A 14,689-nucleotide genomic window follows, 5' to 3' on the forward strand; every position below is an offset into this window, starting at 1 on the left:
TTGAGCGAAAGACCAGGTTCGAACTGGCGACATTCAGCTTGGAAGGCTGACGCTCTACCAACTGAGCTACTTTCGCATTGGTAAATAAAGATTTTAAAGTCTATCTTCTAAAGACTTGAGCGAAAGACCAGGTTCGAACTGGCGACATTCAGCTTGGAAGGCTGACGCTCTACCAACTGAGCTACTTTCGCATTGGTAAAGTTTTTGTGCTTTAAGTAGATGTTGCTACTGTTAAGCGGTTGCAAATATAAAATAGTTTCTAGTATTTACAAGTGTTTTTTTAATAAATTTAATAAAGTTTTTGATCTTTTCTCATAACCTTCACAAAGTGAAAGCCATAGATCTCAAAACCTTCATTGTAATAAAATTTATGAGATTTTCTGTTTCCTGTATAAGTGTTTAATTCAATTACTTCACACCCTTTTTGTTTGGTGTATTCATAAATCCAATTAAAGAGTTGTTTACCAATGTTTTTACCTCGGTAACTTTCATCTATAATTACATGATCAGGCTCAACACTTTTGCCTGAGTAATGACGCAAACTATACCAAAGACCAGAAATACCAATTAATTTATCATTATCAAAAGCCCCTATACATTCATAAGTATTGTAAGTAGTCATTTCTAAAAGACGCTCTTTTAAAATAGCATCAGGAGTTGTAGTGTTTAATTTTCTTAAAAGCGGAAGAACTGTTAGCATGTCTTCTTTTTTTATGGTTCTAAAAATTATTTTCATTTTTTAAATTTAGGATAAAGATATAAAATTGAACAATTCCTTATAGTGTGTTTTTTGAAATGATAATTATTTTTATCATCTCTAAAGCATATTATATGTTAAGAAATGAAGATTGTGGTTTTGATAAATGTTATAGTAATGTAAGGTGTAAAAAAAGCCTCCCTAATAATGAGAGGCTAAATACAAAGGGGATTTTTTACTAAATAATTAATTAATAACTCTTTAGTGAGGGAGTAATTTTTTAATTTTTCTAACTTATATAATTAGTTATAAGGATATACAAGAAATTTATATTTATTTGGTGTATTAGATATTTTAGTATAATAATCTTGACCTACTGTTATTTGAAGTTTACATTGTGTAAATTTAATAACGTATTTATTTTCAAATGATTTGATAAGTCTTACTAAGGTTGGTTTAGATTTCATAATTATAGTATTTGTTATGCAAGGTAGCTTATAAGTTTTCTTAATTATTTGTTTTTTAGTTGGTTGAGTGTTTTGTTTAGGTGAAGTAAAGAAAATAAACGATAAACTGTTGATGATTAAAAAAAGGTAATAAAAAAAGAAGTTGTCCCCCCGGATAACTTCTTTTAATATAAATAACTAAAATTATTAAAAATGAAAATTAATTTTTAACTACATGGTAAAGATAGTTTAAGAACCTAGTTAAAATTTTGAAAAATAGATGAGTGGAATGAAAGTATAGATAAATAATAAAAAGATATCGTTAATAGAATTATCTGTTTGATTAAAAAAAATTGGAGTTCTAAAAAGAACTCCAATTAACCCATTTCTCTATCTTAAATTTAAATAACTAATAAGATTAGAATCTAAGACAAAACTATGTAAGATAAAGTTAGAAAGAATGAAAAAAACCGTAATATAAGTACGGTAAAAGCGTAAAATTTACAATAGTGTAAATTAGTAGTTGTATTAAAAAAATGGATGTTTTTTTAGTGTTTATTTAATGAAAAGATGTTTTTATTGTGGTAATCATTAAAATGAAAGAGATAATTTATAAACTATATATAGGTGGGGTGATTGTAATAACTAGAATTAATCATAAGTAGGAAGAAATGAAAATATTTGATGAGTTAAGTTTGTTGGTTTAGGTAGTGATATGTAAATTTTAATTGAATTTTAAAAATTTAATAAAAACTGATTACTGTGAAAAATACTATATAAATATTTAAAGGGGTTATAAGTTATAAGATTGTTTAAGGTTTGAAAAATAAAATAATTTTAAAACTTGATATGTAGCGGAATTAGTAGAAAAAAAGAACCCACTCAAAGAAATGAGTGGGAAAAATTGCTATGAAAAAGAACTTAAGACGTCTCTTAAGAGCTGCTAAATTAAATAGAATTAAATGAAATAATGAATAAAAAACCGTAAAAAAAGTAGGGTAAAACCGTAAAATTTTAATTGATGTTATTATTGTTGTTTAATCTATGTATAAGACCGGTGTAAAATTAAAAGGTAAAAGCTTGAGAGCTATTCTTAATTATACTTAAGAAAACAAAAAATAGAGTAAAGCAATAGATCCAAAAACAAAAAAAAGCTTTAATAAGTATCCTGTAATAATATTTTTTCTCTGGAATTCTATCTGGTGGTAATATTCGTATTCTTTTTTTAAGCCGCCTAATAGCATGTAAAAAATTGCACCAAACATTTCATCAAAACCTAACCCTCCTGTAGTGTCGTAATTGGAAATTCTTTTTTCTTTTTTTTGTTTCATAGTTTGGAGTTTAACTATGAGTCATTAATTAAGTTAAAATGTTACAAAATAAAATAGCAATTAAAAATTATTAAAGTGATAGTTATAATAAAGTTAAGTGTAAAATGACTTACTAAAAAGTAGGTTAGGTAGGTGAAATAAAAAGAGTAATGAGATTGTGGTGTAAAATAAAAAGAAGCACCCCTTCAAGTAATGCTTCTTTTTAATAACTAATCAAACTATATAAAAACGAAAAATAAATTTTAAACTATACCGTAAATATAACCTAAGAAGGTGGTTGGTTTTTTTTAAGTTAGATAAGTAGTATTGAAGTGTCGTTTAAAGGTAGAAGAATAATGATGGGTGAATTATAAAAGTAAAGATAGTAGAATGTAGAATTGAAATGTTTATTTAAAATGATCTGACTTAAGAAGTTTGTTCGAGTATTTTAAATCAATAATCTGTTAAGTAATTGTAGAGAAAAATAAAAATGTAGAACTCTTTTAAGGAGTTCTACATCGATCTAAATTAATTAATCACAACCCTTCACAATTATGAATTAATGCTACAAATGTATAATAGATTCAAGGAATTTTAACTGATTGAAAGTTATCAAAACATCAAAAGAAAACTAGGTATATTAACATTAAAATAATAGTAAAATATACAATGTTGTTTTTAAAGTGTATAGAGGGAAGGGGTTTAAAAGAGAGGGAGAAGTGATGGTGAAAACTGCGACTGATGTGAGTTTTTAGTATAATACATATAATTATAAATAGAGTGGGAAATGAATTTATTTCACGCAAAGTAATTAAGGGGAGTGTGGTAAGTAAGGTAGGGTTAAATTTTACTTAGCGAAAGCTAAGGATAACTGTAGTATGAAGAATATAAAAAAAGCGAACCAAAGTTCGCTGATAGATTAAAAATATTGGCAATACCCATTATCACAATAAGCACCCCAAGGTGGACAATCTTTGGCTGTACGGCATCTAGTAGTCCATCCTGGTCCTCCACCGTTAATAGATTGTTGTTCTTTTTTGTCAAGATTAGTACCTAGATTTGAAATTTTTTTTAACATGATGTAAGTTTAAGTTTCTCAAATTTAAGTAGATAAAAATGAAATCGACACGGATAAACCGTAAAAAAAGTAAGGTAAAACCGTAAAATAAAGATTAAAATAAGTGTCTGTGAAGTGTACTGTTAATGAGAATGTTAATTGGTATGATGGCTTAAGAAGTGTTTTAGCTAGTTTTTATACGTTTCTTTAATGAAAAAAGAAAAGAAGCCGTCCCCCCGGATAACTTCTTTTCTGTATAACTAACTTAAACTATGTAGTAAAGATAACTTAAGATAGAGGTTGAGCTTTTAAGTGTTGGATAAATGGCATTGAAGTATCGATTAAAAATCAAAAAATGTGGGTAAATAAACATAAGTTAGCCCTTGTCTTTGTCTTTTGTTAGCGAATCATTTTTAACATTCAAGAATGTTAATGCGTATCGATATATGATACATAATAAAAATGATTGGGCTGGTTGATGTGTTTTGAAACTAAGAAAATAAAAAAGATGACTTTAAACATGTCATTTATCTTCATTAGTAGGGAGAAGAGGAGTGATATGTAAATGAGAACTAGGTTGCGATTTTAAAACTGAATAAAACGTACTGTAGTAGGCTGAATATAAAAAAAGCTCCCGAAGGAGCTGTGTAATTAGAAATAAGAAAATTAAGACTAAAATAGTAAATCTAAATAAAACTATAGTAAGCTTAATAAACTTATGGCAAACATATATAAAATAGAACTGTAATGAGGTTAATAAACCGTAAAAAAGGTAAGGTTTAACCATAAAATTTAAATTTTAAAAAACATTAATTCTGTAGTTGTAGAAATAAAAAATGTAGAAAAATTAAGTATAAATATCTCGTATATGAATTGTTAGTAGAAGATGATTGGATTTGTGAAAGTTGTTAGCGTTGTTTAAAATAAGGATTTGCTAAAAACGGTAACTTAAGATATGTAGAGTAATAAAATAAATGGATTTATTGAGAGTGTTAATGCTTAATAAAATATAAGGAATTTTTAAAATTATGTAGGATGTAAAAAAGCGAACCGAAGTTCGCTTAATTGTAAGATTCTACTATGAAAAATGCCAACAGCATTTTTGAGCGGCATGGTAAGGGGATTTAGCACACCAATCATCTTTACATTTTATAGCATCCTGTCCGCCATTAATTGTCTTTTGCTCACTTTGTTTTAAGGTAGTTCCTAGTTTTGAAATGTTCTTTAACATGATTTAAGTTTTTAAATTTTTCGAATTTAGATAGTTTAAGGTAAGATTAGTGGTAAAAAACCGTAATAAAAGTAAGGTAAAACCTTACTTAACTAAAATTAACAAATAAAAGTAGCTAGCTAAAGAAAGTTAAGAGTGTCTTAATTGTATGCTTCTAATAAAATTATTAAATGTTGTTATGAGGATTTATGCTTAAGGTGATTAAAAAAGTAGTTAAGCTTCATGAAATAAAAAGAAGCACCCCTTCAAGTAATGCTTCTTTTTTAATAACTAATTAAACTATAAAAATGAAAATTAAATTTTAAACTATACAGTAAATATAATATAAGAAGGTAGTTGAGTTTTTTAAAATTAGGTAAATGGCATTTAAGTATCGTTTAAAAGTAAAAGAATAAAGATAAGTTAGTTGTAAATATGAAAATAGGAGTGTGTAAAATAAAAATGTAGAACTCTTTTAAGGAGTTCTACATCGATTTAAATTAATTAATCACAACCCTTCACAATTATGAATTAATACTCCAAATGTATAATAGATTAAAGGAAATTTAATAGTTTTAAAGTTACTAAAACATCAAAAGGAAATTAGATATATTAACATTAAAATAATAGAGAAATTGATAAGATTATTTTTTAAAAGTATAGTTGATATGGTGAGATTTTAAAAGAGGGGTAAAGCAGTTGTTAATGGTGTCTTAAATTTGATTTTAAAGAGTGTAGTTAAGCTGATTATATTTGAAAAAAAACGAACAGGTATAAATTAAAAATTTATACCTGTTCGTTTTTTTTCAATTTGTAGGGATATCAATTATTTACTGATTTAAGGAAATCTTCTTTTAAGATTTTTAATCATAGGGAGTAAGTGTATCTAAAATTTCGGCTATATGAATTGGTATTCATTAGGACTGTTAGAAATTTTATTATAATAATACTTACTTACTGTTATCTCTATTTTGAGTTTTGGGAATTTAATAAGATACTCATTGCCATATGACTTAATAAGTTTTACTAGGGTAGGGGTGGGTTTTGATTTCATAATTATTGATTTATTCTTGAAGGTAGTTAATAAAGCTAGGTTAATTATATGGTTTTAGATAAGAGAAAGAGTTTGTTTAGATGAAATAAGGAAAGTAAGCGATTAATTAAATAGCTTTTATAGTTGTTTTAATGTCTTGTGAATAAAATATTAATAGAGCTATGATTAGATATTAGAAGAAAGGTGGTAGGTTGAAAATATAGGTTGTTAAAAATAAAAAAGCTCTCGAAAGAGCTTTTAATCACTATAAAACAATTAATCAGAACCTTTTAAAGCTATGAGTTGACTATTAAAACAAATTATAATGACTTTACCCTATAGGGAAGTAAAATAAAAAAATGAATATTAGTTTAGGTGGGGAGTCTTTTTTTTTGATATGAATACTTCAGGAAAAGGTGATGCTAAAATACGAGTAACGTAAAAAGAAGCACCCCTTCAAGTAATGCTTCTTTTTTAATAATTAACTAATTAAATTGTAGCTGTAAAAAACTATAAGCTTTAATTATATCGTAAATATAATTAAAGCTTATAGTTTTATTTTTATTAGTTAGACGAATGGCGTTAAAGTATCGATGTAAAAATAAAAAAGAAAGATAGGGTGAGAGGGTAGGTAAAAAAAAGAGTCCATTTCTGAACTCTTGCTGACAAAGATTTTATCCCCATAAAAAAACTTTGTAATGTTTTAAACTTTTCAAATTTAAAGAGTTATAATTATAAAAGGGAAGATAAAACCGTAAAATAAGTAAGGTAAAACCGTAAAATAAATATAGGTTGTGGGAAAATAAAGAGTAAAAAAAAACCCACTTCTTTGAGAGGTGGGAAAATTGCTATGAAAAAGAATGTATTAGAACGTCTTCTAATACCCTACAAATATATGAAAAATAATAGTATAACCAAGAATAATTTTATAAATATTTTTTAAAATAAAAAATAAGAAGTAAAAGTTTAGAATAATAGTAATTTAAATTTGGTTTAAGTTACTGTAAAACAGTAGGTAGTGTGTATTGTGTTTTGTGGTTGGTCTGTAAGTAAGATAATGTGTATTAGTATATAGGTAAGGGGAATATATTATTACAAGAAGTGTTTTTGAGGTTTTATAATTTATATTGTCTTGTAATAGAGGTATAAAAAAAGAAACCAGTTGTGGTTTCTTTTTTTTAAAAACTATAAATCCCCCCAGATTTTATAATTCTAGTTATTAAGTAAGACACACTAATTTTTTATAAGTCACATAAAAGTGGAATTAAGGATGAAAAAATAATGTAATAAAAGGTAAGGTGTTGTTTGTTTAAGTGATAGGAGAAATTAAAAGAAATTATATTTGATTGTTTAGCAGGTAATAAAGTGAAATTAAAAGTTGTTTATTAAGTGTAAATAATTATTTACTTTTAATTAAGTTTTTACTATTTAAGTAGCGAGACGTAAATTACACTAAACTATTTATCAAAGTTATTTAATGCTGTTAGTTGGTGTTTTGCAGTGTTTTTTCGTTAAATACTGATTGTAATAATAAACTATTGAAATGGAGGAACTCAAAAGAAAATCGAAAACAAAGGTTGTAGTGTATTTAAAATATATTCATTTGTTAAAAATTAAGCGATTTAATTAAAAAATAGATAATTAAATTGCTTAATAACCTACATAATATCAATTTATTATCATCGGGATAGCATTTTTTTTATCATTTGCGACATACGTCCACAATTTTAATAGATTGAATCATATACATTTGTAGAAATTAGTAAAAAGGAAATGAAAATATTTTTAGTAGATGATCATCCGGTAGTTATTGAGGGATATAAAGCTATGATGAATGCCGAAGGGATTAGCGTTGTAGGTTCTTCTACTAACGGTTATGGTTTAATAGATTGGTTAGATAATAATTATTGTGATGTTTTATTGTTAGATATTTCAATGCCTTTTTATAATGGATTTGATGTTTTAAAACATCTTCAGAAAAATAACAGTCCTGTAAAAACAATTATGGTAACTTCTTATTGCGATTCTGCATCTATAAGTACTTCTATAGATTTAGGAGCGAAAGGCTATGTTTTAAAAGAAGAATCGGCATATGCTATTGTAGATGCTGTAAAAGCTGTGTATAATGGTAAAACATATTTTTCAGACTTAGCTAGAGATACTATTATTAATACTAAATTAGATAACCCTGATCAGTTATTAATAACCGATATGTTGTCTAAAAAAGAAACTGAAGTTTTAAAATTTTTAGTTGAAGGTTTTGAGAGTGATGTTATTTGTGAAAAAATGCAAATAAAACCAACAACATTTAGAAGTTATACCGAGCGTTTACGTAAAACTTTAGGTGTTAAAACAAACATACAGTTAGTTATAATGGCTATGAAGCATAAAACCGAATTGTTCTTAAAGAAGTAAAATTTACATTTATTAATAGCTAGTATTTTAACTGTATTTTTAAGGTTTAATTTTTAAAAATATAAAATATGAAAGTAGCATTTAAAGTAATAGCATTAATCTTTGTTTTAGGTTTTATTTCTTGTACAGATAACGATAATATAGTACCAGAGAATGAAAGAACAGAATTACAAGCAGTCAACAAAGAAGATATTACAGCGCCAGGAAGCGGAGGGGATGACCCTGATCTTACAGAGGATTAAAAAAATATCTAAATTTATATTGTTAACTGTTTTTTTCGGGATTGTTTTCTACTCTTTTGAATTTGTAAAACCACATTCAGAGGAATATAATTTAACAAAAGAACTTGTTATAAAAGCAAATAAAGCAAATATTGCTACCTTAAAATCGGTAAAGAAATTTGCAAAAGGATCAGCTGTTTATAAAAAGTATATGGCAGCAAATAAGAATAAAAAAATTGCAGTCAATAAATTTAATGAAGCCAAAGAAAGCGAACAAATTTTTGGTTTTAAAACCCTTAAAATATTCTTAAAAGAGTTTGGGATTTTTCTGGGGTTCTTTTTCTATGCTTTATTTAATCTTTATCGTTCATTTAGGTACGAACGTTTTAGTATAGGTATTAAAATTTACCATTCATTTATTATTTCGGTATGTGTCTTTTATTTTTTTTGGATCTTTCAACAATTTCAAGACTTTAGTAAGCCCATGTACTTTTTAATGACCCTTGCAGCTGCTTATTTCGTGTTTTTAGCCATGCATTTATTATTTAAAAACAAGAAGACAAAAGAAGAGCGTTTACGTGCTAATTTAATGGAGGTAGCTAAATTTACTTTTAAAAATACAAAGCCCGAAAAAAGAGAAGAAATGCTCGATTTAATTAAAGAAATTGCTGCAAATAAATAAATATTCTTTTACATTTTCTTTTTTTAATACTATGAAGCTTGCTCGTTTGAATTACGATGTGTTTAAATGAGTGAGTTGGATTCAATAAAGTTATAAGTAGTTTATTTAGAGGTGTTAAGAAAAAAAAATACCCTGAAAAAATCAGGGTATTTTTTATTGTTTGGTTTGAAAAATAAAAATAATAAAAGAGGTGTGAGTTTTTAATTTGATTCTTTGTTGCTATTTTTATTTTCTAATAATTTCTCTAACAAAGATTCAAGTCTTTCTATTTTTTTTTCTTGCTTCTCAATTTTGTAATTTTGTTTTTCTAGAGATTTTATCTTTTTCTCTTGCTCAATAGTGTACAGTGTTAGCTCCTCAATCTTTTGTAGTAGCTGAATTTGAAAATCACCAATATTAACGCCGTCTTTTTTCATTTCTCTTGCTGATGCTATTTCAGGGAGGTGTTTTTTTTCTTTGATGTGTTTTTCAATTGATTTTAAAGAAGGTAAATTATAATTCTTTTCAAATACAAAATCTGCTGTTGGGGTATTAGTTACTTTAATTTCTTTTGCCTCAAATTTACCATTTAGAGCAGCGTTACCTTTGTTCGATATTTTTAATAAATTTCCATTTATGTTCTGGAAATTAAACCCTCTTGATGCGGAGTTGTTTGTGAAATTGACTCCGTCATCATTTACACCTACACTTAATTTATAATGACTGGTGTTGTTTCCTGTTAAAAATTCTATTCTTTGTTTAGTGTTTACTAAATTAAATCCTCTTGATGCTGAGTTGTTTGAGAAATTGACTCCGTCATCATTTACACCTACACTTAATTTATAAAGACTAGTGTTATTTCCTGTTAAAAATTCTATTCTTTGTTTAGTGTTTACTAAATTAAATCCTCTTGATGCTGAGTTGTTTGAGAAATTGACTCCGTCATCATTTACACCTACACTTAATTTGTAATGACTGGTGTTGTTTCCTGTTAAAAATTCTATTCTTTGTTTAGTATTTACTAAATTAAACCCTCTTGATGCTGAATTATTTGTGAAATTGACTCCGTCATCATTTAGGCCAATATCTAATTTATAACCACTAGTGTTATTTCCTTGGAGAAAAGTTAATCGTTGACCTCCATTTTGAATATCCAATTTAGCATTTGGATTCGTTGTTCCAATACCAATATTTCCCTCGTTATTTATTGTTAATCCGTATGTTCCTGTTGGTGTGCCGTCTTTTATCAGAATTGGATAACCTTGTCCTTTATTTCTGATGGCTAAATCACCAGAAGAAGAAACAAGAAAGTCATAGTTTGTGTTTTCTTTTTCAGTACCATTTTCTCTTCCTAGTCTAATAGTAGGAAAAATATCTCCATTAGCATTTACCTCTAATATTGTTCCTAAAACAGATGAACTTGGCGTGTTTGTTCCAATACCTACTTTTTTTAAAGTGGTTAGCTTGTTTGTACTACTTGTATCCCATTGAGCTTGTAATGTTAAAGTGAAAAATAGTATTGTTGTAATTAGAGCATTTTTTTTCATTTTTTTAGATTTAATTCTATGGTTTATAGCTTTTTGTATGAGTGTGTTTATTTCTTGCGTCTATATTTTTTTTAATAGGGTAATAAAAGAGGCTTTTTATTTTGTAGGGAGTGAAAGATATCTTTTTTTAATAATTCTGTAAAGTTATATTCATGCATTTTAACTTTATTTACAGAGGCTTTAGTAATTCAATTAAGTATTCAGAATCATTTTCTTTGATGTTAATTAAGCTGTTAATTAATTTTTATTTCACTTTTGCTTAACTTGTGTTTTGGTTTATTAAAAAGTCAATCCTGTTGTGTTTATAGTAAAAAACCAAAAAAGCCCTTTTATGAAAAAAGGGCTTTTTGTTTATATGTAGCGAGAAGCAGATTTGAACTGCCGACCTCAGGGTTATGAATCCTGCGCTCTAACCAACTGAGCTATCTCGCCGTTTGCGGGTGCAAATATAGAACTTATTTACTTATGCGCAACAATAAAATGTAATTTTTTTTTGAAAAAATAAAGATATATATTGCCACCTTAAGAAAAAACAAAATGACAAAAGTAAAGTTCGAATTAGAGTTCCCTATACATGCTTCACCAAGTATGTTATATAATAGTTTGGCAACTCCTTCAGGATTAGAAGAATGGTTTGCAGATAGAGTAAATTCTCGCGGAAAACTAATCACTTTTACCTGGGACGACTCGGAGGAGGAAGCTAAAATTTTAGCAAAAAAAGCTAATGAGCGTATAAAATTTAAGTGGGTAGAGAGTGAAAATGATGAAAGTTATTTTGAATTTAAGATAGAAGTAGACCCATTAACGAAAGATGTAGTGGTAATTATTACCGATTTTGCTGATGATGAAGACGAGGTAGAAGAAGCAAAAATGTTATGGGAAAGCCAAATAGATAGTTTAAAAAATAGCATAGGGGCATAGATTTTATGCTAGATAATTAAAAACTCGACATTTTGTCGAGTTTTTTTATGGATTCTTATTAGCGAAACAGTAAATTTGCAGTCAAATTTTTTGAAGAATGATAAATTTTAACGGAAAAATAATTTCAGAGAAAGAACTGCAATTATCTAATGAAAATAGGGCTTTTAAATATGGTGACGCTATTTTTGAAACGATAAGGGTGTTTAATAGTAAGGTTGTTTTTATTGAAGATCATTATTTTAGATTAATGGCTTCAATGCGAATGTTACGTATGAAAATTCCAATGAAATTTACGCTTGAATTTTTACAAGAGGAAATTTTAAAAATAGTAAGAGAACTTCCTAAATCTCAAAATTATAGAGTTCGATTAACTGTTTATAGAAAAGATGGTGGGCTTTATAAACCAACAACAAATGAAATTGATTATTTAATTGAAGCAAATGAGTTTAGTGAAGTTGAAAAAAAGAGCTATACGATAGATTTATTTAAAGACTTTTATAATTATTCTGGATTGCTATCTACAATAAAAACCACAAATAGAATGATAAACACCTTGTCTGCTGTTTTTGCTGATGAGAATGATTTAGATAATTGTGTATTACTTAACGAACGTAAAGGTGTTGTTGAGGCAACAAACGGAAATATTTTTGTTGTAAAAGGTACTGTTGTAAAAACGCCAGCTTTAACTGAGGGTTGTATAAAAGGAATTATTAGAAAAAAGGTTATTGAAATTTTAGAGAAAAACCCTAATTATTCTATTGAAGAAACAGCTATTTCACCATTTGAACTACAAAAAGCAGATGAGGTTTTTATAACAAATGCAATTGTAGGTATTCAATCTGTATCAAATTATCGAAAAAAAGTATTTACATCAGAAGTTACTAATAAAATAAAAAGTAGTCTTAAATTAGTAATGATAACAGGTTAATTCATTTGAATATCACTAGGGGCATTGGCCCAAATCTTATATTCACCACCCTTTTGAAGTAATTTGTTTTTCCAAAAACTCTCATTTTTGGTGTTTAAGATATTCTCGTAATCATTTTCAGAAATAAACCAAGAATCTGTGTTTAATTCATCTTCTAATTGTGTTGTTTCCCAGCCAGAATACCCTAAGAAAAACCGAATATCGGTAGGTTTTAATTGCCCTTCAGTTAAAAGGTCTTTTAAAAGTTCAAAATTTCCTCCCCAATAAATACCATTAGCAACTTCAATGCTATTAGGAATTAATAGTGGTACTTTGTGTATAAAATATAAGTTGTCTTGTTCTACAGGACCTCCTTGGTATACAGTAAAATCACAATCAATCTCAGGAACTAAATCATTTAAAACATGATTAGAAGGTCTATTTAAAATAAAACCAACCGCATTTCTAGAGGTGTGTTCTGTTAATAGAATAATGGTTCGTTTAAAACAGCTATCGTTTAAAATAGCTGGCTTTGCAATTAATAACCTGCCTTTTTCGGGGGTAAGTGCAATCATGTTTTTTAGTATTTATATTACTAAAATAGGCAAAATATTAGTAAAAATTTAACATAATTGTTAAAAATTTTATTAAAGGGAGTTAAAAATGTTATATTTTTTCTAAAGTATTGATTACTTCATTTCTTTTTCTAACGGATACCGGAATTGTTTTTTTATTTTTTAAAACTAAATAACCTCCATCAGATTTAATAAACTCTTTGATATACTGTATATTAACTAGGTGGCTTTGATGAACCCTTAAAAAATCAAACTCTTTTAATATGTCTGCAAAATATTTAAGCGTCTTACCTACTAATATTTTTTGATCATTGATTAAATAAAATTCAGTATAGTTATTATCAGACTTACAACGAATAATATCGTCTAAATTTACAATGATTATCTTATCAGAAGTGTTTAATGAAATTTTTTGAGGGCGTTGATTCGGTTTTTTTATAGATTCTTGTAAAACATTTAATTGTTCTTTGTTTGGGGTTATTTGCTCTTTAACTTTATTAATAGCATTTGCTAAATCTTCATTAGAATAAGGCTTTAAAACATAATCTATTGCGGCAAATTTAAAAGCTTTAATAGCAAACTCATCACTTGCAGTAATAAAAACAACTTTTGATGATAGGTTAGGGTGTATTTCAAGAACATCAAATCCAGTGCCATCACCAAGCATAATATCTAAAAATAAAACATCAGGTTGTTTTTTTCTTAATAAAATTGAAGCTTCAACAACGCTTTTTGCTGTGCCAATAATCTCAATTTCTTTATGATGGTTTAAAATGTCGTTTTGTAGCATTTCTAAAGCAGCTGATTGATCTTCAACTAAAATGGCTGTAAGTTTATTCATGCGTTGCATTGGTTAATTTGAACAATGTTATTTCGGGTCTTACATTAAATCGAACTTGCCATAAATGACCTAAAGCTCTGTTTATATATAAAGTTCTCCCATCATCTAAATCTATTTTACCAGCACTATAATTTTTATTTTTAACTGGTAGTATGGGTGCTGGCAAAAAAGGCGGCTTTACTTGCCCTCCATGAGTGTGTCCAGATAAAATCCAACCTTTGTAATTATTCCAAACATCTAAATCACATACATCAGGATTATGGCATAATACTAAATTTGCTTTTTTAGAATTATGTTGCTGCATAATTGGTTTAGGGTTAAAATTTAATCCCCAATAATCATCAAGGCCAATAATATTTAAACCATTAAAATTTTTTTGGGTATTTCTTAATACGGTTATGCCTGCTTGTTCTAATAAACTGGTAATCGTATTAGCAACATTTGCTTCAGTCCAGTTTTTACCATAGTCATGATTTCCTAAAATAGCAACTGTAGCAATATTACCTTTAACAGCATGTTTTAATACTTCTTCTAATTGCTTAAGTTGTTTTTTACTATCATAGCTAACAAAATCACCTGTGTATACAACATAGTCGGGATTTAATTTTTGTGCTTTTTTAAATGAATCTATAATATAGGTATAGTCAAAACGATCGCCTACATGTAAATCACTAAGTTGCATTAAATTTTTTCCGATAAGATTTGTGGGTAGGTTATTTATAGGCATTTTTTGCTGAACAAATTCTAACCAAAAAGGTTCTATTTGCCAGCTATATATTCCACTTAAAAGTCCTGTTCCAAGTAATCCTGCAATTGTTTTTTTTATAAATTTTCTTCTTTTCATTTTT

At 27.4% G+C, this 14,689-nt stretch carries 13 protein-coding genes and 3 tRNA genes; 5 read left to right on the forward strand and 11 right to left on the reverse strand.

The annotated features are described in order from the left end of the window. Nucleotides 1–3 precede the first annotated feature (3 nt). The 6 genes from H518_RS0102580 to H518_RS20985 all read right to left on the reverse strand — a co-directional run bounded on the left by H518_RS0102580 (nucleotide 4) and on the right by H518_RS20985 (nucleotide 4,741). Nucleotides 4–76: transfer RNA gene (locus H518_RS0102580), tRNA-Gly, on the reverse strand. A gap of 42 nt (nucleotides 77–118) precedes the next feature. Next, nucleotides 119–191: transfer RNA gene (locus H518_RS0102585), tRNA-Gly, on the reverse strand. A 98-nt stretch (nucleotides 192–289) separates the two neighbouring features. Next, nucleotides 290–736: a GNAT family N-acetyltransferase gene (locus H518_RS0102590; protein WP_028887623.1), complete on the reverse strand. Its 447-nt coding sequence runs from the start codon at nucleotides 734–736 to the stop codon at nucleotides 290–292. Between the two features lie 263 nt (nucleotides 737–999). Beyond that, complete coding sequence (locus H518_RS20980) at nucleotides 1,000–1,164, reverse strand: hypothetical protein (protein ID WP_155995121.1); 165 nt, start codon at nucleotides 1,162–1,164, stop codon at nucleotides 1,000–1,002. A gap of 1,082 nt (nucleotides 1,165–2,246) precedes the next feature. Next, nucleotides 2,247–2,474 carry a hypothetical protein gene (locus H518_RS0102600; RefSeq protein ID WP_028887624.1) on the reverse strand — a complete coding sequence of 76 codons (228 nt, stop codon included), beginning with the start codon at nucleotides 2,472–2,474 and terminating at the stop codon, nucleotides 2,247–2,249. A 2,114-nt stretch (nucleotides 2,475–4,588) separates the two neighbouring features. Then, the gene (locus H518_RS20985; protein WP_155995123.1) at nucleotides 4,589–4,741 is read right to left on the reverse strand and encodes a hypothetical protein; all 153 of its coding nucleotides are present in this window, start codon (nucleotides 4,739–4,741) and stop codon (nucleotides 4,589–4,591) included. Between the two features lie 2,785 nt (nucleotides 4,742–7,526). Between H518_RS20985 and H518_RS0102615 the strand changes: the two genes are divergently transcribed. The 3 genes from H518_RS0102615 (at nucleotide 7,527) to H518_RS0102625 (ending at nucleotide 9,071) form a co-directional block, all read left to right on the forward strand. After that, a complete protein-coding gene (locus tag H518_RS0102615) occupies nucleotides 7,527–8,168 on the forward strand; it encodes a response regulator transcription factor (RefSeq protein ID WP_028887625.1) in 642 nt (213 codons plus the stop codon). Between the two features lie 68 nt (nucleotides 8,169–8,236). Further along, nucleotides 8,237–8,410: a hypothetical protein gene (locus H518_RS20990; RefSeq protein WP_155995125.1), complete on the forward strand. Its 174-nt coding sequence runs from the start codon at nucleotides 8,237–8,239 to the stop codon at nucleotides 8,408–8,410. Nucleotides 8,411–8,429: 19 nt separating this feature from the next. Beyond that, nucleotides 8,430–9,071, forward strand: coding sequence for a hypothetical protein (locus H518_RS0102625; RefSeq protein ID WP_028887626.1), 642 nt, complete (start codon nucleotides 8,430–8,432; stop codon nucleotides 9,069–9,071). A gap of 200 nt (nucleotides 9,072–9,271) precedes the next feature. Here H518_RS0102625 and H518_RS21325 read toward each other — a convergent pair whose 3' ends face one another. After that, nucleotides 9,272–10,597, reverse strand: a complete 1,326-nt coding sequence (locus H518_RS21325; RefSeq protein WP_051263642.1) for a hypothetical protein — start codon at nucleotides 10,595–10,597, stop codon at nucleotides 9,272–9,274. A gap of 358 nt (nucleotides 10,598–10,955) precedes the next feature. After that, nucleotides 10,956–11,029, reverse strand: a tRNA-Met gene (locus tag H518_RS0102635). 105 nt (nucleotides 11,030–11,134) lie between these two features. Between H518_RS0102635 and H518_RS0102640 the strand changes: the two genes are divergently transcribed. Then, nucleotides 11,135–11,518, forward strand: a complete 384-nt coding sequence (locus H518_RS0102640; RefSeq protein ID WP_028887627.1) for an START-like domain-containing protein — start codon at nucleotides 11,135–11,137, stop codon at nucleotides 11,516–11,518. Nucleotides 11,519–11,615: 97 nt separating this feature from the next. Continuing rightward, nucleotides 11,616–12,446, forward strand: a complete 831-nt coding sequence (locus H518_RS0102645; protein WP_028887628.1) for an aminotransferase class IV — start codon at nucleotides 11,616–11,618, stop codon at nucleotides 12,444–12,446. Here the strand turns inward: H518_RS0102645 and H518_RS0102650 are convergent. From H518_RS0102650 to H518_RS0102660, 3 genes are all read right to left on the reverse strand, one after another. After that, nucleotides 12,443–13,000 carry a YqgE/AlgH family protein gene (locus tag H518_RS0102650; protein WP_028887629.1) on the reverse strand — a complete coding sequence of 186 codons (558 nt, stop codon included), beginning with the start codon at nucleotides 12,998–13,000 and terminating at the stop codon, nucleotides 12,443–12,445. The two genes, H518_RS0102645 and H518_RS0102650, sit on opposite strands and share 4 nt — an antisense overlap. Nucleotides 13,001–13,091: 91 nt before the next feature. Beyond that, nucleotides 13,092–13,841, reverse strand: coding sequence for a LytR/AlgR family response regulator transcription factor (locus H518_RS0102655; RefSeq protein WP_028887630.1), 750 nt, complete (start codon nucleotides 13,839–13,841; stop codon nucleotides 13,092–13,094). Next, nucleotides 13,834–14,685, reverse strand: a complete 852-nt coding sequence (locus tag H518_RS0102660; protein WP_028887631.1) for a metallophosphoesterase — start codon at nucleotides 14,683–14,685, stop codon at nucleotides 13,834–13,836. The genes H518_RS0102655 and H518_RS0102660 overlap by 8 nt, the downstream gene beginning before the upstream one ends. Nucleotides 14,686–14,689 lie beyond the last annotated feature (4 nt).

The organism is Tenacibaculum ovolyticum DSM 18103 (assembly GCF_000430545.1).
Lineage (GTDB): Bacteria > Bacteroidota > Bacteroidia > Flavobacteriales > Flavobacteriaceae > Polaribacter > Polaribacter ovolyticus.